The sequence below is a fragment of the Hymenobacter terrenus genome (assembly GCF_000972495.1).
In the GTDB taxonomy this organism is placed as follows: domain Bacteria; phylum Bacteroidota; class Bacteroidia; order Cytophagales; family Hymenobacteraceae; genus Hymenobacter; species Hymenobacter terrenus.
In genome coordinates, this window is record NZ_LATM01000016.1 from 94,139 (window position 1) to 116,275 (window position 22,137).

Consider the following 22,137-nt stretch of genomic DNA (forward strand, 5'->3'; position numbering starts at 1 on the left):
GCATGACGGTCTTTTTTATACCCATGCTTTTTGCCCACGACAGTTTCGCATGTTGGTTGCTAGCCAACTTCTCCCAAACAACTAACCCAATCGCGCCATAATACCAAATGCAATAAAAGATGTACAAGGAGCAAATCATTGCTGATTTGCTAGCAAAACAATAATTCTTCATTGCTCGTATTTCCGGCATGTTAGTTTAGTAATAAAACCTGACACTACTTATCCATTTCTGGCTCTGCTGGCTAACTAGTCTTTCTCTCACCTGAACCCCTCTCCGATTTGGCTAAATATACCCATTCCTAGATTATACTTCTCACCTTTCCAACCCACCAAATTCCACCCATGAAGTCACTGATTTCTACCCTCAGCTTATTGCTTGGCAGCACCGCCAGCCTGCTGGCACAATCGCTACCCGACCGCTACCGCAGCGACATTGCCACCGCCGTAACCGTCACCCCCGGCGTGGTGTTTAGCACCAACATTCCGCAGGTAAGCACCACCAACCTGGCGGGTGTCCGCTTTGCCAATGAGCAGACTTACGGCAACGTCCGCGTGACGTTGAAGATGGACATCTACCAGCCCCAGGGCGACACGCTCTCGAAACGCCCCGTCATTATCTTCTGCTTCGGCGGCGGATTTGTGGGTGGCAGCCGCGATGCCGCCGATATGGTGGCCCTGGCGCAGTCTTTTGCCAAACGCGGCTACGTCACAGCCAGCATCGACTACCGCCTAGGCATGAATCTCTCGGACCCGGAGAAGGCCAAGCGCGCCGTATACCGCGCCTTGCAAGACGGCCGGGCCGCCGTGCGCTTCTTCCGCAACAATGCCCGCACCTACGGCGTCGACCCCAACCAAGTGTACATTTCCGGCCATAGCGCCGGCGCCTTCGTGGCCTGCAACAACGCCTACGTCGACCAGGAATCTGAGCGGCCCGCTTCTACCTTCGGAGTCAACGGCCTGGCCGACCTGGGCACCCTGGATGGAATCGGCGACAACCAAACCGACACCGCCGGCAATCCGGTGAGCGGGAAAGCCAATGCCGTGCTGAGCTTCGCCGGCGCGCTGGGCAGCGTGAATGACATTGAAGGCCCCAACGACGTGCCGGTGGCATTATTCCACAGCGTGAACGACCCAATCGTACCTTATTACCAAGGTCAGCCCTTCTCGTTCCTGAACTTCGTACCTGGCATTAACCTACCGGTCGTGTACGGCGGCGACCCTATCAACGCCCGTGCTAACGCCGTGGGGGCCCCGCACGCCCTTTACACGTATTACCTCCGCGGCCACGACGTTCACTACAACCGCCTGACCCTCCCGGCTTACCTGTATTCCGATATCGTGCCGCAGGGCAGTGGGTTTTTATATGATTTTCGCCTGAAACCGGGCGCGGCTATCCTTACTGGCCCCGCTACTGTGTGCGCCAGCACCCTCGCCCAAACGTACAGCATCGGCGCGGGCTTTGGCTACTGCGACTGGCAGGTGGCAGGCGGCACCATCACGGCTCGCGATGCCGCTACCAACAGCGTGACCGTAGCTTGGAGCGAAACGGCCGTTATCCGCCGCCTCACCGCCACCCCCTACAGCCGCCAGCTGGCCCGGGGCGCAGCGGTGGGCCTCACGGTGAACCTCACCGACTGCCCAACCCTGCTGACCAATGCTAACGCGTTCAGCACCTACCCCAACCCAACCAGCGGCACCCTGCAAGTGCAGCTGACAGAGAGCCTTACCGGCCCGGCCACCATACGCCTGCTGGACAAGCTCGGCACCGTACGGACCAGCACCGAGCTGCCCGATGCCAGCGCGGCTTCCACGCAAACCCTGGACTTGAGTGCTCTGCCCGCTGGCGTATACTACGTGCAGTTAACCACCGCGCAGAAAGTAATAACGCAACGCGTACAGAAGGAGTAATTAGCTGTTCTGCTGACCTAAAAGGCGGCCGATGCGACTTGCATCGGCCGCCTTTTTGCTTTATCCAGTGGCTGAACGGAGCACGACCTTTTACGCAAACAACTCCTCAGAGTCGTTTCGAGGTCTGTGTACCGCCCCGCTGTAGCGCGGACTAAAAGTCCGCGCTACGGTACTCTAGGGATGACCGCCTACTTAAAAACAATTTGTGCTGAAGGTCAAAAGCTTATCAAGGCCAATACTATTTAGTTGTACACAATTAAAACTTAGGCAATCGTTCTGAGTTTATCACCTCGAAAATCATGAAAGAACTTCCCGAATCTGCGCTAAACCCTTTGCTCAAGCTGGACAACCAGCTGTGCTTTTCAGTCTATGCCCTTTCGCGGCTCATTACCAAGGCCTACCAGCCCCTACTCGAAAGCCTCGACGTAACGTACCCGCAGTACCTGGTGCTGCTGCTACTGTGGGAGCACGACGCGCTGACAGTAAAGCAACTGGGCGAGAAGCTGCTCTTGGACTCAGGCACGCTCACGCCCCTGCTCAAGCGCATGGAGCAGCGCCAGTGGCTCAGCCGCCGCCGCGACCTGCGCGACGAACGGTCGGTGGTGGTGGAGTTGCAGCCCGCCGCTCGGGCCCTGCAACTCAAAGCCCACGAGATACCCGTGCAACTCGCGGAGAAGATGCAAATGACCATTCCCGAAATAGACGCTTTGCGCACCCAGCTGCGCCAGCTCATCACCCTACTTGCCTGACGCCGGCTTGGCGTTTCTTACTTTTTCTCAACCCTCCATTACCCTAAACTCCATGAGCATTGAACGCTTGTATACCGCCAAAGCCACCACTACCGGCGGGCGCGACGGCCGCACCATCTCTTCCGACCACGTTATCGACCTGCCCCTGAGCACGCCCAAGGAGATGGGCGGCCCCGGCAAACCCAACACTACCAACCCCGAGCAGCTTTTCGCCGCCGGCTATTCCGCCTGCTTCGACGGCGCCCTGAACCTGGTGGCACGCCTGGCCAAAACCCCCATCACCGGCAGCACCGTGGAGGCCGATGTGAGCTTCGGCAAAGACGGCGAGAACTACGGCATCGAGGTCGACCTGCGGGTGAACATTCCCAATATAGACCAGAAACAAGCCGAAGAGCTAGTGGCTAAAGCTCACCAGGTGTGCCCCTACTCCCGCGCTACCCGCGGCAACATTGAGGTGAACCTGAGCACGACGACCAATAGCTAGCATCTGGCAGTCCATGGTTATTGAATGACCGCAAAGAAAAAGCCCGCCTGAATCAGGTGGGCTTTTTCTTTGTGACAGAAGCTTTCAAAGCCGCCCGGTTTATACTGAAGCTGTTTGAGTTCGTTGAAAATCCTGTTGAAACGGTCATGCTTCGGCAAGCTAAGCATGACCGTTTTTATTAATTCAAACACCTTCTTAGGAAGTCAGGGAAATTATCGAGCCTGTCATGGCCGCCTCAATCGAATTGCTAGCGCACGCAGTTTCGGCATCCGTGTACAGCGAGCCGTAGCGCGAACTTTGTGGTTCGCGTGCCAGAACGAAGCCCGACCGACGCGGGGACGCGGACTACAAAGTTCGCCCTACAGTACACCGACTCCGAAACCGCTCTAAACAGCTCACTAGCTCCGGTTATTCATTAGCCGGAACTGCTCGTCCAGCTCGGCGCGAGAGGCCAGGCGGGACTTTTCCGACGTGCCGTAGCCAACCTCCTGCTCACCAGCCGCCAGACGGGCCATAACGGAATCGGCGAAGGCATCGACGGGCACGCCGAAGGTGTGCAGGCCAGGGCCGCCAAGGTCGGTATCCACGGCTGGAGGCACGATTTCGAGCACCGAGATACCAGTGGGCGCAAGCTGGTGGCGCAGCGAAAGCGTGAACGAGTGCAACGCCGCCTTGGTGGCGCTATAGATGGGCACAAAGGCCGCTGGCGCAAACGACAAGCCCGATGTAACGTTGATAATGGCTGCCAGGGGCTGCTCCCGTAAGTGCGGGATGAGCAGCGTGGCTAAGTGAATCGGCGCCTCCACATTGATGACAATTTCCTGCCGACGGGTTTCCCAATCGGTAGCATCATCGGCCAGCTGGACGCGGTTTTGGATGCCGGCGTTGTTGACCAGCACGTTCAGGCGGGGAAATTTCGTGGTGGCCCAACGTACCAGCTCCATGCGTTCAGCGGCATTGGCCACGTCGCATACGTACGTATGCAGGCTCGGGTGCCGCTGCTGCGCTTCGGCCAGCTTATCGGCACGCCGGCCGCAGATGATGACTTCGCTGCCGGCCTGCAGGAAACGCACGGCCAGCGCCAGGCCGATGCCGGAGGCGCCGCCGGTAAGGAGAACGGTGTTGTTGGATAGATTCATGAAAGGGCCTTTTTAGGAAAGTAGGCCGCTAACAACCATTCCGCCCGGATGGTTGACCGAGGTGTTGCCGGCGTCCGCTACCTTGCGGGCTTATTACTGGCCTTCTTTCCCGCGTCTGCGCGCTTTTATGATTAAACTAGAACCTTTCACTGCCGACGACTTCACACAACTGATGGAATGGGTCAACGACGAGCGGCTGATGAAAGAATGGAGCGGGTCCATGTTTTCGTTTCCGCTGAGCGAGGCCGGACTGGCCTGGTACGTAGAAGGCTCCAACAACGTAGACGACCCCAACGTATTTATTTATAAGGCTGTCGACACCAAAACCGGCATCACGGTGGGGCACATTTCCCTGGGCGGCATCAGCCAACGCGACCGGGCTGGGCGCATCACCCGCGTGCTGGTAGGCAACACAACCGAGCGGCGCCGCGGCATCTGCCAGAGCATGGTGAAAGCCCTGCTGCGCATCGGCTTCGAAGACCTCCAACTGCACCGCATCAGCCTGGGGGTGTACGACTTCAACCATGCGGCCATCAACTGCTACCTGAAATGCGGCTTCCGGCAGGAAGGCGTGCTGCGCGACGTGGTACGGCATGGCGACGGCTACTGGACCCTCATCGAAATGGGTATTCTGGAAGACGAGTGGCGGGCTTCGTACTCGAAAGGCAGCACCGCAGGCTGAGTCTTTTAGTCGGCCGGGAAGCGGGCAGAGAGAAATGCCCGACCCCGCCATAACGAAACATATCGGCCGGGCCTGCGCATCTGGCGTCCACGGAGCCGAACCGGAGGTCGCCGTAGGCGAGCATCTGGCGTGAAGTAGTAAATTAGTTTTTAGTCGCCAGCCCGGCGGCGATGGGCTCGGGAGCGTGTTGTGGAAGGCTAGCGTGAGGGCCCGCTTGCGGGAGGCAGGTGGGCAGCGGCACGGGGCGGATACCGCGCTCTACCTGTGAGGTCATCGTTCGGCTCAGCCCAGGCAGTAGCCCACCTCAAGCTGACTCAAGTTGAAATGAGCCTGTAGGCACGGGAGCAAGCGGGTGCTTGCTAAAGGTGGCATATTGCTTTCGCTTTTTAGCCTGCTTCAAAAAGCGAAAGCAATTGTATGAGCCGTTTTGCTTTCGCTTTTTGAAGCAGGCTAAAAAACGAGAGCAACCCTGCAAAAGAAAGGCCTCGTTTTCAGCGAGGCCTTTCTTTTGCAGGGTTGCGGACGCCAGATGAGCCGGACTCTTTGCAACAGAGCCTTCTGCTACTTCACGCTACGCGTAGGCCGGCAAGGGTGCGGGCAAACGGATACCGAAATACGTTGCCAGCGCCTGCTCGTATGCTTCGGCATCGGGCAGGGTGGTGGCGGTGATGGTGCCATCGGGCCGCCGGATTTTTAACTCCTGGTCGACTAAGCTGACCCGAAAATCAGGCGCCGCCAGTGTGCAGATGCGCTGTTTGCGAAAAGGCGAGTCCGGGGATTGGGAATAAAAGAAATTCATCATCTGGAAGTCGCTGGGCTGGGCCTCGTCGAGCGTGAACGTATAGAGGCTTTGCCATTCGCCCTGCATGTGCAACTGGAGGTGGTAGTTGTGCTGAGACGCGGCTTGCAGACGGTAGCGGTCGAAGAATTGGTCATGCTCCGGGCCCACGGCCAAGGGGATGGGCTCGATGAGGCCATTGGTCCCAAAACCGAGGTCGACCAGCCACGGCTGCCCGGCTACTTCTACCAACAGCAGCTGGTGGGCCCGGGGCCGCAGCGGGGGGCCGGCAATCAGGTTGCGGCCCACCAGGCAGGTCACGGGGAAGCCCAGCTCCAGCAGCACCAGCCGAAACAGACCATTAAGCTCGTAGCAGTAGCCCCCACGCCGCTCGTAGATGAGTTTCTGCACCAGGCTGGCCGGGTCCAGGCCAATGGGATGGCTAAGGTGAATATTGAGGTTTTCGAAAGGGATGCTAAGCGCCTGCGCCCGGTGCAACCCAACCAGCGTTTCGAGGGAATGCGTCAGCGGGCCGTGGTAACCCACCCGGGCAGTATAAGCAGCAAGGTCGATGGCGGAATCGGACATGAGAGGATATCGGGGAAAGCACAGGTGATTTGAAAGTCAGCGGCATTTCAGGGTCGGCGTACCGTAGCGCGAAATGGCGCTCTAACTGCCCAAACGGCTGTAATTTACGGTAGAAACTGGGTGCCGGTCAGCTGCTCGCTGAGCTTCCAGAGCTGCCGGGCGTGGTCAGACGTGTTGAAGCTGTGTTTCACTGGTTCGGCTTTTTGCTTGGCAAAGTAGCCCCCACTTATGGTTGCTACTTCGGGGGCCGAGGCCAGGTAGATGCTGGTTTCTGCGCCTTTTTCCACTGAGAGAAGTAATGGGCGGGCCAGTTGCATGAGCGAGCTCAACCAGCCGCCACTACTGGCGCCGAAGCTGCTGGCTACCGCCCCCGGATGCACGGCATTGGTCGTCACGTTGGTGATGCCGTGGGCCCGCAGGCGGCGCGCCAGCTCCTGCGTGAACATGATATTGAAAAGCTTGGTGTTGCTGTAGATGCGAGTCGCACTGTAATGCCCTTCCGACTGAATATCCGCCAGATTGGGCTTGGCAAATTTGTAACCTATGGACGCCAAGTTGACCACCCGGGCGGCGGGGCTGGCCCTGAGCTTATCGAAAAGGAGCGCCGTAAGCAAGAACGGACCGAGGTGGTTGGTGGCCAGGCCCAACTCGTAGCCATCGGCGGACACCTGACGCTGGGCGCCAAAAATCACCCCGGCATTGTTGACCAGCACGTCAAGCCGGGGGTAGCGGGCATTAAACTCGGCGGCTACGCGGCGCACCTGGCTTTGGTCGGCGAGGTCGGCCAGCAATACGTCGACCCGGTCGTGACCGGCTGCGGCTTCTATTTCGCGCTGGGTAGCGTCGGCCTTTTCAGCGTTGCGGGCCAGAATTATTACCTGGGCCCCCATTCTGGCCAGTGCGGTGGCCGTTACTTTGCCAATGCCAGACGTGGCACCGGTAACGAGGATAATCTGATTCTGAAGGTTGGGCATGATAGGCTGAAAAAAGCGTGTCGTTGTTTAGACGTAATGCACACCCCAATACTTGGTTTACCTTTATCCAATCATGACCTTACTCTCCTTATGAAAGCCCTGCTGCTCATCGATATTCAAAACGATTTCCTGCCCGGTGGCCGGCTCGCCGTGGCCGATGGCGACGCCATCATTCCCATTGCCAACGCCTTGCAGGCGCAGTTCGACCTCGTGGTAGCCACCCAGGACTGGCACCCGGCCGGCCACCAAAGTTTCGCCAGCAGCCACGCCGGCCGCAGCCAGTTCGAGCAAATTGACTTGTATGGCCTGCCGCAGGTGCTCTGGCCCGACCACTGCACCCAGGCCAGCACGGGCGCCGAGCTGGTCCCCGCCCTGCACGCGGAGCGCATCGAAGCCATTTTCCGCAAAGGCACCAACCCCGAAATCGACAGCTACAGCGCGTTTTTCGACAATGGCCACCGCAAAAGCACTGGCCTGGCCGATTACCTGCGCGGCCGCGGCGTGACGGAAGTGTACGTGGCCGGCTTGGCCGCCGATTACTGCGTGTATTTCACCGCCAAAGACGCCCTGGCCGAAGGCTTTGCCGCCACCGTTATTGAAGACGCCACCCGCGCCATTTCGGCCGACGGCTGGGCCCAGGCCAAAGCTGATTTGCAGCAGCGCGGCGGGCAGCTAATAAACAGTACTGAAGTGCTGGCTGGCTGATTTTTTTGGGGGTGACAGCCTTTCGGACGCCCTCCTGAAGTGGAATGCGCATGGTGGCACCACCAAGTCTGACAAGCACTGAGCTCCGTAGCTCTTCGGTTTGCAGTTCCCCGGTGACTCACCGCTGATTCTTTTCCTGAATTATTTAACAACCTGCTAACATGTCTTTTGGGAGATTTGCATCGCTGCTCTTTTTCTTCGCCGCTGGCGCGATGCTGATTTACTTTGGGCTGCACTGGCTGCAAGTGCCCATTGGCAGCCTGATTGACTGGTTGGTGGGCGTAGCCGTGGTGTGGTGGCTGGCCATTGTTTCTACCCTGCCGTGGAACGCGCATTTTACGGCCCTCCGCGTGGTGCAGGAAGCGACGGCGTCGCGCCAGAAAGGCATCACCCTGAACGAGGAGAACGTGGCCTTTGCCCAACGCATAGCCACGCGTTTTCGGTTTGTGGCCATCGCCCTGCACCTCATCACGGCGCTGGTGCTGTTTGTGCTGGCCTACAACCAGCTGGTAGCGGTGGGGTACCCGGCAGCCGTCGCGGCGCTGATTCTCACCTTCGCCCGTCCCATTATCCGGGCCTACGAGCATTTGGCCGAGCGGCTGCGCCTGATGCAGCACCAGATTCACTACCCTCGCGAAGACGTGGTGGAGCTGCGCACCCGCGTAGCCGACCTGGAACAGCAAATAAAAAGCCTCAGCCATTCGCTGAACGCAGAAAAATCAGATTCGTGGGCCTACTCACTGACCCAAAACCAAGTCGCCAGCCAGCGCCATTTCGACCGCCTCGATTCGCTGCTGGAAGAGCTCACGCGCCAGAACGCCCGCGACCACGAAGCCCTGGCCCGCCAAACCGCCCAGGAAATCGCCAAGCTTTCCGAAGATGCCCGCTTCCTGAACCAAGTGCGTGAGCTGATTCGGTTCGTGAAGACGGCTTAGCGGCTGATTTTACTACCACACAGAAGGCCCGGTAACACGCCGGGCCTTCTGTGTACCTTTTTGCCTGAGCAGTTCCGGGGTCGGGGTACAGCTTGTTCTCGTTGAGTTCTCCATTATCAGAAATGCGCATCCAGTGTTTTTCGGGGCCGTGCCTGGCAGGGCCTCGCCCCAGAGGGGTACCGTGAGGTGTACGCCAGAACGATAAGGTATACCGACTCTGAAACCGCCCTAAAGTGTTGGCGTCATTCCGCTGCAGGAACTAATAGTCAAAATCGCCTTGGCCCGATAAAACAGCCTACCCCGGCCCATCGGGCGCTACAGCTGCTTACTCAGCAGCAGACCGCTGTAGGCGTGGCCGTTCACGTTCAGGCCCTGCATGGGCAGCAGGGAAACGCCGGCGCGGCCCGCTACTTTGTGTAGCTGCGGCACCACGATACCCACTGTGGCGCCCAAGGTGTAGCCCACGATGTTATCGGAGAGAAAGTGCTTGCCGGCCTCAAGGCGGTAGTAAGCCACGGCGGCCGGCAAGAGGGCGGCCGCGCCCCACACGTAGGGCTGGGCCGGCGAATCGGGGTTGAAATCGTGGAAAACCTTGGCGGCGAAAAACGTGGCCGTGGCCGAGTGCGCCGTGTGGCCGGCAAAAAATGAGTTGGTCGCAACCTTGCCCGAGCGGCTGCGGCCGCCCTCGGTACCATAGAGGTAAGGACGGTAGCGGTAGATGGTGCCCACGGTCATCGTGAACAGGGCATCGGTGGCCAGCATTGTTTGCAGGTATAAGCCAAGGACCTGGCCGTAGCGGCCGCGAATGTTGGCGTTCAGCGCCAACAGGCCGGGTGCTGCCGTCATCGCGGCACCGTAGCAGAGAATGTCGCTGGTAGTCTGGGCGCGGGCGCTGTACCAGCCAGCCGAAAACCGGTCGAAGCGCGGCACGTCGTTTTTATTGAGGGCGGCCAGCTCGGTCTCGTTCAGGCCTTTTTTTTGCTGAACCAGGTACAGGCCGGTTACGCTCACGGCGGTTAGCCCGGCGGTAATGGCACCATCCTTCAGCAGGTCGGTACGATAAGGCGACGCAGACTGCTGGGCACAGGCAGCGGGGGCTGGCGCCAAGTGCAAGGCACTGACTAACAGGAACGGGGCAAGGAGCTTCATTTACAAAAACAGGAGTAAAAAGAAGCTCAAACGGAGAAGTAACGAGCCAGGTTTGTTGCCCTGGCGCACAACTACACCTAATCGTACCAGACGGTCAGGCTGCGCGTACCAGGCGGTCATGCTGAGCGGAGCCGAAGCATCTCGCTCGGGGAAGTGACTCTTTCGTTCAACGATTGAATTAGTGGTGGCACGCGAGATGCTTCGGCTCCGCTCAGCATGACCGCCTGGCATACTCAGATGACTGCCAGGCCTGCCAGAACACGGCCACCAGCCCCGCAAATATGGATGCCGCTCCCCCTACTCTTTCACGGTGGCGCCGCGCACGGCCAGCGCCTCACCCAGGAGCCAGCGGCGCACGAAACCATCGTCTTCCGACACCTTGCCTATGACACGGTACTTGGACTCCAGCGCTTCGCTGGTTTCGGCGGCCTCGCGCACCACCGCGACGGGGCCAACGTAAGACGAATGCACCATCTGCACGGCGCCGCCCTCGCGCACCCGCAGGAAACCCACGTGGAAATCGAGCCCCAGCACGTAGAGGCCCGGCCCCAGCGCCCGCACCTGCCGCACGAAATCGGCGGGCGTCACGCCCCAATACCGGTAAATGTGGGCTTCCGATGTCAGGTTTTTGATGATAACTTCGGAGGCTTGCTTGGCCAGCAGGGTGCGTTGCAGGCGCAGGCCGGCATCGTGCAGGGTGGTGGTGACGAAGTAGCCGCAGGCGATGCTGCCGCGCCGGGGCTCCCAAGTGGTGCCGTAGAATGCCCAGGGGGTGCCTTCCCAGGCGGGAAATACGGTGCTGTCGAGGGCTGTGAGGAAGAGCTGGCGGGCTTCGGCGAGGCGGGCGGCGCGGGTGGCGGGCGTAGTGGCCAGCCGGTAGCGGCGGGCGAGGTGGGCACGCCGGACATCGAAGCGGCGCAAGGTGGCGTGGTACTTCGGCCCGGAGTAGGACGACAGCCCGGTGGCCGAATTGGAGCCGATGGCGGCCGTATCGGGGGTGGAAACTTGGGCCAGGCAGCTGCGCAAGCCGGCCAGTAGCAGCAAAACCAAGGTGCTGATTTTCATACCAGGAGGTGGCCGGTGGCTGAATGCCCGACAGCTACTACGCACAACGTTAGATAGTACCTTTATTATTGTTAAAGTTAGATATTATTTTGATTGATTCCTGCTCTAGCCGGGACAACGGCAGCAGCCGGAGTACTTCATGCGGCGTCTGCGTATTGACCCTGGGCAGGCGCTAGCGCTACGGATTTTGGGCCGATTAATACGCAAAAAGCGGTCTGGCGAACACTGAGAGGCATGCTGGCTCGTAGTGACAGAAGACTACTTGCCTTGGTTATTATGATTATTCTGGAGCCTCTTACCGAAGCTGACTTCCCTCAGCTTATTGCCTGGATTGACAGTGAGCGGCTGCTGAAGGAGCGGTCGGGGGCGCTGTTTACGTTTCCGCTCACGGAGGAGAAGCTGCGCGGGTATATTCAGGGAGCCAACGACCTGCAACGGCCGGAGGTGTTTGCCTACAAAGCGGTGGATACGAGTACTGGGGAGGTGGTAGGGCACATTTCGCTGGCGTATCAGCCAGCACAACCGGAGTGGGCGCATTACCCGCGCACTGGTGGGCAACACGGCCGTGCGCGGCCGGGGCTACTGCCGGGAGATGGTGAAGGCCGTGCTGGCCGTCAGGCTTGGCGAGCTGGGCCGGCATGCCATCACGCTGGGCGTGTACGACTTCAACACGGCGGCCATTCGCTGCTACCTGCGCTGCGGCTTTCACCACGATGGTACGCTGCGCCACTCGGTGCGCTACCAGGACGAGTACTGGTCATCGGTCGAAATGAGCGTGCTGGAGCACGAATGGCGCCAAAGCATGGCCGCACAGGCCCAGGCGGCGTAGGGACTTGCCTGGCCAGTAACGCCGCCAATCAAAGAACTACTTATACAGCCCACGCATGACTGGCGAGCAGCCGAACCGGACACAAGAACCCGCCCCGCAACCGCCGATTTCCTCCCCTGGCATGGCCTGGATTGTGGAGCGCAACATTGAGGAGCTGCTGAAGCGGCGGCAGGCCGAGGAACAGCGCAAAACCTGGCAAGACAAGCTGGCCGATGCCGTGACAACCTTCACGGGTAGCTTGGCGTTTGTGTTCATTCACCTGGCCCTGTTTGGGGTGTGGATAGGCTGGAATGTGGGCTGGCTGGGCCTGAAGCCATTTGACCCCTCGTTTGTGGTGCTGGCCATGTTTGCCTCGGTGGAGGCTATTTTCCTTTCCACTTTCGTGCTGATTAGCCAAAACCGCATGGCGGCGCAGGCTGATAAGCGGGCCGAGCTGAACCTGCAAGTCAGCCTGCTGAGTGAGCACGAGATTACGCGGCTCATCGTGCTGGTGGCGGAGATGGCCAAGAAGCTGGGCATTGAGGAGGCCCACGACCCCGAAATCCCCGATTTGGCGAAGGATGTGCAGCCCGAAAAAGTGCTGGACACGATTGAGAATTACAAGCAGCGTCTTCCGCAAGACGGGCGGCCGGGCTAGCGCGAGCTGGCTGCGGACGGGCAGCCGCTAACCTTTCGGGGCTGTCGAGGGTACACTTCTCTCACCTGAATGCGCCCTGCTCGATTAGTGTGGCAATTGGTATGAAAGAAGAATTTGCTCATTTCCTGGTTCATTTTCCCGATATGGTGGCCACCTGCGCCGTTTTGCTCAGCGGCTTGGCGCTGGGGCTGGTGGCGAAGTTTCTGCTTTTTGGTGCGCTGCGGCGCTACGGGCAGCGCCAGGATGCCGTGCTGGCGCAGTCGGTGAACCGGCACCTGCGCCAGGTTAGCACCTGGTTTCTGCCGGCGCTGGCCGTGTCGCTGCTGCTGCCGCTGGTGCAGCTGCCCCCGAAACCGCTCGAAGTACTGCGCCGGGTGGTTGAAACCGGCCTGATTCTGACGTTTGCCTGGGGCCTGATTAAGACGCTGGACGTGCTGGAGGACCTGGTGCAAAGCCGCTACCAGCTGGGGCGGGCCGACAACCTGCGGGTGCGCAAGCTGTTCACCCAGCTGCAATTCATCAAGAAGCTGGCGGGGTCGATTGTCTTGTTTGTAGCCGTGGGGCTGGTATTGATGAGTTTTGAGACGGTGCGCCGCTTGGGCACGGGGCTACTCACTTCGGCCGGCATTGCCAGCGTGATTGTGGGTTTTGCGGCCCAGCGCTCCATCGGCAACCTGCTGGCGGGCTTTCAGCTGGCCTTCACCCAACCCATTCGCATCGACGATGTGCTGGTGGTGGAGGGCGAGTGGGGCCGGGTGGAGGAAATCACGTTCACGTACGTGGTACTGAGCATTTGGGACGAGCGCCGGCTGGTATTGCCGCTGAATTATTTTATCGAAAAGCCCTTCCAGAACTGGACCCGCAATAGCTCTCAAATCCTGGGGACGGTGTTTGTGCAGGCCGATTATACGGTGCCCGTCGAGGCGGTGCGGGAGGAGCTGAAGCGCATTGTGCAAACGACTTCGTACTGGGACGGCCGCGTGTGCCTGCTCCACGTGACGGATGCCAAGGAGCGCACCGTGGAGCTGCGTGCTCTGGTGAGTGCCCCCGACGCTAGCTCGGCGTGGGAGCTGCGCTGCGTGGTGCGCGAGCATTTGGTGGCTTTTTTGCAGCGTGAATACCCCGAGAGCCTGCCCCGCACGCGGGCGGTGGTGGAGGCGCCGGTGGCGGCTATTGGCGGGTGAGGAGCCTCACTCCTGGCTCCTGCCGGGCATGGCCCCTCTCCAAAAAGCCAGAGGGAGCCGAACGAGCAAAACCGAGCAAGCATGCAAAGCAGAACTGAATGGCTCTGCCAGAGGCCTATTCCTTTTGGTCCGGGGAGCCTGATGGTGGTGGATGGTGAAAGTGGGGAATACGGTGCTGGGGTGGTGGTAATGAGTGCACCGTACTTTCGTAGCCGAAACCTCAACCCTGCGCGGAAGCGTGGGACCTTCTATCACTTCTACTGGCTATGAGCAAACAATTCACTGAAATAGACGCGGCCACGCAAGCATTTATTGAAGAGCAGAGACTTTTCTTCGTGGGGACGGCGGCTCCGGAGGGACGGGTCAACGTTTCGCCGAAGGGACTGGATACGTTCCGGGTGCTCGGCAGCAAACGGGTGGCCTGGCTCAACCTGACGGGCAGCGGCAACGAAACGGCCGCGCACCTGCTGGAGCAGAATCGAATTACCATCATGTTTTGTGCTTTTGATGGCCGGCCAAACATTCTGCGGCTGTACGGCGAGGCCACGGTTTTTCATCCGCGCGATGCGCAGTGGGAGGAGCTGATTGGGCTGTTTCCCAAGCTGCCGGGCGCCCGGCAGATTATGGTGGTCGACGTGGACCTGGTGACGAGCTCCTGCGGCATGGCGGTGCCCTTTATGGAGTACCAGGCAGAGCGTGAGGAGCTGAACCGCTCGATGGAAAAGCGGGGGCCGGAAAAGGTGCAGGAGTACTGGGAGCAGCGTAACATTCGCAGCCTGGACGGCAAGCCTACGGGGATTTAGCGGGTGGTGCGGGGGCCTCAGCCGTTGGCAGTGAAGTGGGCTGCGTGGCATGTGCTCTGACCCAGGATACTGACGTTGCCAATTATCTGGCGCTACGCCCGTGGCTGAACCGCCCCGTGCCGCTCAACGCCCGGCCGTTATTTACCGCGCTGACAAGGGCATGTACCAATTTCGGGAGTTGGTACTGGCGGAGGTGCAGGGCTACCCCTACCCTGGCCTAATACGATACGAGCTGCCGGCGGACACTCTGCTCACGCTGCGGCAATTTAAGCGCTATACCAACAGCGTATCCGGGTTTACGCACTTGTTTGCTTTGGGTGAAGCGGTGCTGTGTTAACCCCAAGAAATTTAGGAAGGACTACGCCAACTTGCCGCTGGAGGCTGCCCTGTGGCAGGAAAGACGCCCCCGATAGGCCGCGGCGCCTTAGGCCTTGGTTGGCGCGGGAGTATTTCACACGGAAGCCTATCTTTAGAAACTCTCGTTTCTTTTCGGTTATTCGATATGCTTCAAGCGCAAACTATTATAGGCTACACTGAAAATCTATTTGTAACCGAGTGTCTGTTCTTGGGACTAATCATTTTGGCTGTCCGGCAACGGGGCGACCTATCGACGCTTATTTTGAGCGCAACCTTTTTGTGGGTGGTAGCACGCAGCTTGGTTTCCGGGATAGTAGATGAAGCTCTTCTGACTCAGTATCCGCGGCTTTATTACCTGCCCCAGCTGCAAGGATTTGAAATTCCCATTTTCTACCTGTACACCCGTTATCTGCTTCAGCTTCCCACCAGTCGTCGGCATTGGCTGGTATTGCTTCCCTCTGTGCTGCTATTTCTAGCTTATAGCGTTGCGTTTGTGCTGGGCATAGAACAAGTGCCGTTTTTAAAAAGCATCCTTAATTATCAAAACACCTTGCTGGAGGTAGGCCAAGCGGGCTACGACCTGCTGCTGTTTGCACTAGCATTTCGTATTATTTACCAACAAGAACATCGTTTGCAGCAGTATTTATCGGACTTGCAAGCCGTGCGCCTTAATTGGCTTAAAGCTTTTTTCATTGCTGTATTGCTTGTTTCTACTTACGAAACTACAAGATACTTTCTGCATCATTTTCGGGGAATTAATGTGGAAGAGAATTTATGGACTTCCATTATTCCACTCTTAATTTATAGCTTCTTCTTTTTTATTATCACTTATTATGGGCTGAAATATCCGGTGATTCTGCGAAGCGTATTAGCTCCCGAGCCCGGACCAGCTCCCGCACCGGCATTGGAGGAGAGCACCAGGCCTCGGTACGAAAAATCTAAGCTGCCAGGCACCCGGGCGCAAGAACTATACGGCCAGATCATCACCTATCTGGAATCAGAGGCGGAGCCTTATCGAGAGCCAGAGCTTCGGCTTTCGGAGCTGGCAGCGCAGCTCAACCAGGCCACGGCATACTTGTCGCAGGCCATTGGGCAATGCAGCCCACACGGCAACTTTTATAATCTGGTGAACCACTACCGGGTGGAGGCCGTGAAGCACCGCTTGCGGCAGCCCGGCAGCGACCGGCTAACGCTCTTGGGTATTGCGCAGGAATGCGGCTTCACCAATAACCAAACCTTTGGCAAGGCGTTCAAGCAAGCCACTGGTATGACTCCAAGCCAGTACCGGGTTCAGCACCGAAGTGAGCAAGAAAATGCGGCTCAGGCCCCGCAAAAGGCATCAATCCTAATTAGGCCTGACGCAAACGGGGTGGATTGATGGCCAGCCTCGGGGGGCGAGGGGGGAGATTTGTAGGCGAATCCAAACCGTCTTTTATTTCTCTAGAAGCAATGCTCAAGTTGCCAAATGCCAGCCGCCGACTCCCCTCTGCGCCCCTCCCCCAACGCTACGCCTGTGTGTTGGCCGCTAGGGCCTGGAGGGTGGCTAGGCCGAGGTGGCTCGTGGTGCCAGCCAGTGATGGCAATCATACGGTTTAGAGGGCAGAAGGCTAGTGGGATACTTTCGAGTACATTTTTTTCTTAAAGGATAATTTAATTCATGAGACGATTTGCTGTAGTTGTTGTAGTCGTTCTGACAAGCTGCCTATCCTTGATGGCACAAACCAATGCGGGTACTTCTGTAAGTAAAACGAAAATATCAGGGGATATAGACTTTATTGTTGGGAAATACCAGCGGATACACCCAGTTCCCTATTTATATACCGACAGCTTATCCATCCTCAGAAAGTGTGACAGCCTGAAAGCAACCTTGCCCAATACCTTATCGACAGTCGAAGCAAAAAGGGCGTTGGGCAAAGTCGGCGCTTTTTTTAGTTTCGGCCATAGCACCCTGGACGAATTTAGTCTTATTAAAGATTCGACGAATCATTTCCCTTTCGCGGTTCGCATCGAAGGCACCCGGGCTTTTGTGGTCAAGAATTACACGAACGACTCTACCATCAGGAAAAATGACGAAATCATGCGCATTAACGGTGTAAATACCGAAAACGTGGTGACGGAATTGATGCGTTGTAGCAGCTTTGAACGACCTGAAACAAAAGCATATTATATGGGTACGTATTTTAGTTATTACCTTAGATTCTATTACGAGTGGCATTCGGCCTTGTTCAAACTAAGCATTAAAAACCAGGCTGGGGAAGTGAAGAACTATACGCTGGCCCGCATCCAACCCAAAGAAAAAAAGGCTTTCCAAGATTACAATTTGTATTTCAAAGAGCCTTCTGTAGCGGTGATGAAAATTTCCATATTTCGAAACCGAAAGAAATTCAAGAACTTTCTTAGAAGCTCTTTCGACAGCCTGAAAAAAAATAAAACGAAAAAATTGCTGATTGACCTGAGGGGCAATCCGGGCGGCAACTCAGACCTGGTCTGGGATTTGGCTGCCTACCTCACCAACAACGAAATATCGGTGGAGGGGGCCGGCATTATCAAGACGAGTACCGAAAGCAAAAAACAGAACAGGAAAGCGTACATCAAGTGGTACATGTACCCGGTATATCCGTTTGTTTATCTGATTTCGGATGCCCGTCCGCTTTTCTTCAAAAAGGACGGTGCCGTAACGGTGTATAGGGAAGAGAAAAAGAAACCACGTCGCGTTGGTGAACTATTCAAAGGGCAGGTCTTTGTGTTGGTGGACAGGGGCACCTACTCAACGGCCTCGTTACTGACCTCCAGTTTTCAGTGCCATAACATTGCCCGGATTGTCGGCGTTGGCACGGGCGAACCCGTGATTGGTGATGGCAATGCCGTTTCGGTGCAACTGCCAAACACTAAGTATAAGTTTGATATAGGCACTGAGGTATTTTATAACGCTTGTTACCGAAATGCCGACTCGAATAGGATGCTTATTCCAGATATCAATAGCAGTGGAATTGATGATTTGCTAAAGCGTCTGGAACATCAACAGTAAAACTATCAATCAAGTCTGTTCATCCCTCGGAGGTCCTGACGCTGCTACGGCGCTACCTACCGCCGAGCGACCCGCTCCTGGATTATGGCTGCGGCTACGACCGCTCCTTCCATGAACTGCAAGCGGTGGACCTGCTTCTCAACGGCTGCTACGACCTGCTGGAGCGGGGCTACCCCGAGCTGCAGCCCCTCTTCGACAAGTACGCGCCGCCCATGTCGGCGGAAGAGGATGCCGAGGCCGAACGGCAAACCGCCGAGGCCATGAAGCAGCTGTTTGCCACCAGGCACCAGAAACCGACGAAAGAAGCCAGCGCCAAGGGCAGCAGCAGGGGTAAGTAGGGGCTCATGCTACCTCATACGCGCCAAGTAGGCTGAACGGCTGATGTGGTAATGGGGGCGCTGCCTGGCGCTTCGTTCCGGGCCCGCGTTGGAAACGCGAACCCAGGCGGCAGCGCGTGGGAGATGCGCGCCAGCTGGGTGACTCTGACGGGGGCGGGCAGGCGGCAGTACTTGCCCAAGCCAGCGTAGCGGCGGGCACGGCCAAACAGCGTGTTTGGGCAAAACATCGTCTTCACGCCAAACAGTGTGTTTTGGTCCGTGCAGCGTGTTTTGGTAGAAACAGGGCCCATTAGGGGATTTGCGGGGCCCATGGACCGATTTACAAGGGCCATGCAGCGGTTTGCGGGATCCATGCGGCGATTTACAAGGCCCACGTGCCGATTTGCGGGGGCCATGTGGGGATTTGCGGGGCCCATGGATGGATTTGCGGGGGCCACGTACGGATTTGCGGGGCCCATGCGCGGGTTGGCGGCCTACTACGAGGGCTTAGCGGGGCCGGTGGGGGCATGCGCGGGCGGCTTGTTTATGGCGGTCCTTTCACTACATTTGGCGCGGCCGCGCTACGGTGGCGCGGATGCTTATACTCAGTGGAATAATGGCAACAACTACCGCAGCAACGACCCGACTTTTCCGGTGCCGGCTCGAAGAACTGGGTCCGCTCAATAACATGGTGCTGGCCATGTTCGAGACGGACCAACAAGATTTTGGCAAGGCTTCGCCCGATTATGCGGACGCGGCTTACCTCCAGGAGTGGACGGTGAGGCAGGCGGCCTTCACGGCGCTGGTGCCCACGGGCCTGCGCCAGGCGTCGGCGAAGGAGGTGACCCGGACGATGACGGAGGTATCGAAGAGCCTGCGCGACCCGCTGAACTGGCTGAACATCCGGCTGAACCGGGCCGAAAAGAAAGGGGGCCTCTCGGTCAGCGTTGCTGATTTTGGGCTGGGCAAGGTGCGCAACGAAATCACGACCCGCGACATGGAAGGCCTCGACGGGGCCCTGAGCTACCTGCTGAAACTGCTGGCCGTGCCCGCCAACCAGGCGGCCCTCGCGGCCCAGGGTCACTCGGCCGCCGACACGCAAGGCTTCGTGGCCGCGCAGCAGCAGCTCAGCGCCTTCAACACGGACCAGAACAGCAGCCTCAACGCTACGCTTGAACTCACGGATGAGAACATCAAGGCGGGTAATGCGCTCTGGGAGTACATCGTGGACGTGCTGGGCACGGGGACGCTGCTATATAAGGAAACCAATCCCAAAAAGGCGAAGACGTATGCGGTGGCGACGCTGCTGAAGCGGATTCGGAAGGAGAACAGCAGCACATTCGGGATAACACCGAATCCTACGACGTAGGGTTAGGAGGGGAACGGGAACGGCCCCGCTGCGAGTGCAGCGGGGCCGTTTTTTTTGCAAAGTAATAATCTTGTAAATTAGTTAAAAGTCAAGCTCTGGGGTATACCATGATACGGGCACGCCTAATTCAGTGGATTGAACAACAGAAAACCCTTCCCTTTTTGCACGTAATAAACAGTCGTTTTTTAGATCTTCAAAGTCAATGCTCACTTTGAGAGCCCGAGAGTTGTTCTCTTTTAATTCTCGCCATTTGCTATCGCTACCTTGTCTAAGGTATCTTAATTGAACTTGATTCCCCGCCAGTTTTTTCTTTTTTAAATAATCCTGGTCTTTTATACTTATAAGTTTCAAAGCCTTTGAAACCAATAGGTCATATGCTAGGCAGAATGAAATAGATTCGTTTTTATATGCTTTTAATTCGCTATACTCTGTATTTGTATTAATTCGATGAGCTGCTGTATGCCTTCTCTTGGTCGCATTCTCAAAGGCTTGCTTTGGAGCTAATATACCTAAACCTAGTCTCGTAACTATTCCACTTAATGAGTTCCAAGGGCTTTCTATCCTAAAAGCCACTAATACATCTTCTATTTCTTTGGAAGAAAGGTTAGTATAGCTATTCGCAAAAGCAATTTTGGATATTTTAAAAGGATTTGACATTGTGCTAGCTATCAGTTGGGAGTGATGCTGATAAAAAGCTGAAACATGTGCTTTATCTATGAAGTTTGATTGAAATCGCATTGCATCAATTACACCTTCAATTGCTGCTGTTTTCAGGCCTTCTGGCAATTCTTCGAAAGGCGTAAGACCATTACCAATTTTTTCTAAAATCTCTCCGGTCCTTTCTTTCACAAATTCTTCGACCATGGCAAAACCTGAAACAGCTAAGCCATTCCTTAAAAATCTAGCTCGTTCATTATGCTTTCTGTCAACAATAGGATCTTTAGATGTTATATCGTTTGATTCTAAGGCATAAGAAAAGGCTGAAATGCTTTCATATAATGCTTGTCTTGCTGAGCTCATTACTTAACTTTTAAAACCTCAACAATTCTTTCCACTCTATATTTTATCCTTCTATTTTGATTCGTTGCTTGCCTAACTGCCTCATCGAATGCAATATCATCAAAAAGCAATTTTGTATCAGTTGTTATTTTAGTGGCGTTTTTTATTGCACGGAGCAACTCAGCATCTGTAAGTCCATCAACTGCTATCATCTCAGCATCATACATGCCAGATATGAATTGATCACGCCATATATTTGCATAAGGCCTTTTAAAAGCATTATCTCCCCATATCTGCTCACATGCTTCGATTGCTCGCTTAAAACCCATCTCTAAAGAATTAACTGTTTGTTTATTTGCATGCTGATTTTTGGCCATAAACAGGTCCATACCTACCCGAAAATCACCTGAAAATGTACGCCATCTCTCACGAAGCATAAAGAAACGCAAAACTGTTTCAGCATCAGTCATTAACTTGTAACCTGCTGATTTATCATCTTTGATCTTCAGCTGTTGCTTCAAAAAAGTGTTTTCAGCAAGCTTATATATTGAATCATTTAAATTTCCTCTAAATGCGACTTTCCTTAACTCTTGAGGCTGCATACTTTCACCTCCCTTATTAAGGCGAGTAAAAACTTCAAACTTTAACGTTGGATCGGATTGCTTTAAAATTGTAATAACCCTCATATACGGCCTGACCTCCAGAGCATTTTGCATCTCTTTTGGTAGATCTTTAAAATACAGACCTTCCACTTCATTAAATGACTCCAACTTACTTAATGCTAATTCATTGGTTAAAAATGAGTGAATAGCTGTTATACGTTGCTTACCATCAACTACGGAATATTTACCAAATTCGTCTTCTGCTAAATACACGGGAGGAACAGGCACATTTAGCAAAAAAGATTCTATCAAAGCAGATTTCTTTTGGTTATCCCAGCGCTCACGCCTTTGATAAGATGGATCAATATCAATTGCCGATCTGCTTACCATATTCGCAATTGTGCCAAGCGAAAGATCAGATGCTTGCAAGACAAGCCTATCTTGAGCTTTTAAAAATTTTGCAAGAACTGATGTGCTCATAATTAATTCTTCGATAAAAAACTCTCAGGAACAAGCCTGCTTGAAAAGAGTGTTGTGACAAATACTACCTAAATATATTTTATAGTAGTAGGCCTAACGTGTGCAAGCTACATACTTGCCATTACATCAACTAATAGTTACCATAAATAAAAATTGAGGTTGAACTGAGTTCCTCTTTTTAGGTTAGTAATGTAGGCTTCACGGGACGCTCGCGGGCTAGGCCAATTCATAGCCGACATGGATGTGGCGGCACAAGCTACTCCGCTTCTTGAGAAGCAGCTACTGGGAACGGCTCTATAGCTCTAATTACAGGGCCAAGGCCTTGAATATCTCGGCCAGAGTGCGGAGGTTGCGAATTTGGCTGAAGCAGGTGGTG

Annotated in this window: 24 protein-coding genes; 16 read left to right on the top strand and 8 right to left on the bottom strand. The window is 55.9% G+C overall.

The genetic code is table 11. From position 1 onward, the window contains the following. Positions 1-342 precede the first annotated feature (342 nt). From WX88_RS27940 to WX88_RS30215, 4 genes are all read left to right on the top strand, one after another. The gene (locus WX88_RS27940) at positions 343-1,908 is read left to right on the top strand and encodes a carboxylesterase family protein (protein ID WP_052732821.1); all 1,566 of its coding nucleotides are present in this window, start codon (positions 343-345) and stop codon (positions 1,906-1,908) included. A gap of 299 nt (positions 1,909-2,207) precedes the next feature. Next, positions 2,208-2,657, top strand: coding sequence for a MarR family winged helix-turn-helix transcriptional regulator (locus tag WX88_RS17760; protein WP_046245741.1), 450 nt, complete (start codon positions 2,208-2,210; stop codon positions 2,655-2,657). Between the two features lie 52 nt (positions 2,658-2,709). Then, on the top strand, positions 2,710-3,141 hold the full coding sequence (locus WX88_RS17765) for an organic hydroperoxide resistance protein (protein ID WP_046245742.1): 432 nt from the start codon (positions 2,710-2,712) through the stop codon (positions 3,139-3,141). Positions 3,142-3,161: 20 nt separating this feature from the next. Beyond that, on the top strand, positions 3,162-3,323 hold the full coding sequence (locus tag WX88_RS30215) for a hypothetical protein (protein ID WP_156176236.1): 162 nt from the start codon (positions 3,162-3,164) through the stop codon (positions 3,321-3,323). Between the two features lie 216 nt (positions 3,324-3,539). Here WX88_RS30215 and WX88_RS17770 read toward each other — a convergent pair whose 3' ends face one another. Then, positions 3,540-4,280, bottom strand: coding sequence for an SDR family oxidoreductase (locus WX88_RS17770; RefSeq protein ID WP_046245743.1), 741 nt, complete (start codon positions 4,278-4,280; stop codon positions 3,540-3,542). Between the two features lie 127 nt (positions 4,281-4,407). On the opposite strand from WX88_RS17770, the gene WX88_RS17775 reads away from it, so the two are divergent. After that, the gene (locus WX88_RS17775) at positions 4,408-4,962 is read left to right on the top strand and encodes a GNAT family N-acetyltransferase (protein ID WP_046245744.1); all 555 of its coding nucleotides are present in this window, start codon (positions 4,408-4,410) and stop codon (positions 4,960-4,962) included. 571 nt (positions 4,963-5,533) lie between these two features. On the opposite strand, the gene WX88_RS17780 is transcribed toward WX88_RS17775, so the two are convergent. Both WX88_RS17780 and WX88_RS17785 read right to left on the bottom strand, forming a co-directional pair. Next, positions 5,534-6,328 carry an arylamine N-acetyltransferase family protein gene (locus WX88_RS17780; RefSeq protein ID WP_046245745.1) on the bottom strand — a complete coding sequence of 265 codons (795 nt, stop codon included), beginning with the start codon at positions 6,326-6,328 and terminating at the stop codon, positions 5,534-5,536. Positions 6,329-6,432: 104 nt separating this feature from the next. Further along, the gene (locus WX88_RS17785) at positions 6,433-7,302 is read right to left on the bottom strand and encodes an SDR family oxidoreductase (protein WP_046245746.1); all 870 of its coding nucleotides are present in this window, start codon (positions 7,300-7,302) and stop codon (positions 6,433-6,435) included. Between the two features lie 90 nt (positions 7,303-7,392). Between WX88_RS17785 and pncA the strand changes: the two genes are divergently transcribed. Continuing rightward, the gene (pncA, locus tag WX88_RS17790) at positions 7,393-8,007 is read left to right on the top strand and encodes a bifunctional nicotinamidase/pyrazinamidase (RefSeq protein WP_046245747.1); all 615 of its coding nucleotides are present in this window, start codon (positions 7,393-7,395) and stop codon (positions 8,005-8,007) included. 161 nt (positions 8,008-8,168) lie between these two features. Further along, positions 8,169-8,942: a hypothetical protein gene (locus WX88_RS17795; protein ID WP_046245748.1), complete on the top strand. Its 774-nt coding sequence runs from the start codon at positions 8,169-8,171 to the stop codon at positions 8,940-8,942. A gap of 315 nt (positions 8,943-9,257) precedes the next feature. Here the strand turns inward: WX88_RS17795 and WX88_RS17800 are convergent, their stop codons facing one another. Together WX88_RS17800 and WX88_RS30220 are read right to left on the bottom strand one after the other, a co-directional pair. After that, on the bottom strand, positions 9,258-10,091 hold the full coding sequence (locus tag WX88_RS17800; protein WP_046245749.1) for a phosphatase PAP2 family protein: 834 nt from the start codon (positions 10,089-10,091) through the stop codon (positions 9,258-9,260). Between the two features lie 297 nt (positions 10,092-10,388). Next, the gene (locus tag WX88_RS30220; protein WP_052732822.1) at positions 10,389-11,156 is read right to left on the bottom strand and encodes a hypothetical protein; all 768 of its coding nucleotides are present in this window, start codon (positions 11,154-11,156) and stop codon (positions 10,389-10,391) included. A 550-nt stretch (positions 11,157-11,706) separates the two neighbouring features. Here WX88_RS30220 and WX88_RS30900 point away from each other — a divergent pair. From WX88_RS30900 to WX88_RS17840, 8 genes are all read left to right on the top strand, one after another. Then, positions 11,707-11,985 carry a GNAT family N-acetyltransferase gene (locus WX88_RS30900; protein WP_197076832.1) on the top strand — a complete coding sequence of 93 codons (279 nt, stop codon included), beginning with the start codon at positions 11,707-11,709 and terminating at the stop codon, positions 11,983-11,985. Positions 11,986-12,040: 55 nt separating this feature from the next. After that, positions 12,041-12,622, top strand: coding sequence for a DUF1003 domain-containing protein (locus WX88_RS17815; protein WP_046245750.1), 582 nt, complete (start codon positions 12,041-12,043; stop codon positions 12,620-12,622). A 101-nt stretch (positions 12,623-12,723) separates the two neighbouring features. After that, on the top strand, positions 12,724-13,806 hold the full coding sequence (locus WX88_RS17820) for a mechanosensitive ion channel family protein (RefSeq protein WP_046245751.1): 1,083 nt from the start codon (positions 12,724-12,726) through the stop codon (positions 13,804-13,806). Positions 13,807-14,072: 266 nt separating this feature from the next. Then, entirely contained in the window at positions 14,073-14,609 is a 537-nt protein-coding gene (locus WX88_RS17825; protein ID WP_046245752.1) for a pyridoxamine 5'-phosphate oxidase family protein, read from the top strand. Positions 14,610-14,709: 100 nt separating this feature from the next. Next, positions 14,710-14,946: a hypothetical protein gene (locus tag WX88_RS30225; RefSeq protein WP_156176237.1), complete on the top strand. Its 237-nt coding sequence runs from the start codon at positions 14,710-14,712 to the stop codon at positions 14,944-14,946. Between the two features lie 165 nt (positions 14,947-15,111). Continuing rightward, the gene (locus WX88_RS17830) at positions 15,112-16,344 is read left to right on the top strand and encodes a helix-turn-helix domain-containing protein (protein WP_046245753.1); all 1,233 of its coding nucleotides are present in this window, start codon (positions 15,112-15,114) and stop codon (positions 16,342-16,344) included. Between the two features lie 279 nt (positions 16,345-16,623). Continuing rightward, entirely contained in the window at positions 16,624-17,994 is a 1,371-nt protein-coding gene (locus WX88_RS17835) for a S41 family peptidase (protein ID WP_082116132.1), read from the top strand. A 125-nt stretch (positions 17,995-18,119) separates the two neighbouring features. After that, positions 18,120-18,332 carry a hypothetical protein gene (locus WX88_RS17840; protein ID WP_046245755.1) on the top strand — a complete coding sequence of 71 codons (213 nt, stop codon included), beginning with the start codon at positions 18,120-18,122 and terminating at the stop codon, positions 18,330-18,332. 14 nt (positions 18,333-18,346) lie between these two features. Here the strand turns inward: WX88_RS17840 and WX88_RS17845 are convergent, their stop codons facing one another. After that, on the bottom strand, positions 18,347-18,622 hold the full coding sequence (locus tag WX88_RS17845) for a hypothetical protein (protein ID WP_046245756.1): 276 nt from the start codon (positions 18,620-18,622) through the stop codon (positions 18,347-18,349). A gap of 305 nt (positions 18,623-18,927) precedes the next feature. Here WX88_RS17845 and WX88_RS17855 point away from each other — a divergent pair, with 305 nt between their 5' ends. Next, positions 18,928-19,680: a hypothetical protein gene (locus WX88_RS17855; protein WP_156176238.1), complete on the top strand. Its 753-nt coding sequence runs from the start codon at positions 18,928-18,930 to the stop codon at positions 19,678-19,680. An 81-nt stretch (positions 19,681-19,761) separates the two neighbouring features. On the opposite strand, the gene WX88_RS30230 is transcribed toward WX88_RS17855, so the two are convergent. Next, positions 19,762-20,700: a HEPN domain-containing protein gene (locus WX88_RS30230; protein ID WP_156176239.1), complete on the bottom strand. Its 939-nt coding sequence runs from the start codon at positions 20,698-20,700 to the stop codon at positions 19,762-19,764. Continuing rightward, entirely contained in the window at positions 20,700-21,761 is a 1,062-nt protein-coding gene (locus WX88_RS17860; RefSeq protein ID WP_046245759.1) for a DUF262 domain-containing protein, read from the bottom strand. Before WX88_RS17860 ends, WX88_RS30230 begins: the two co-directional genes overlap by 1 nt. Between the last annotated feature and the right edge of the window lie 376 nt (positions 21,762-22,137).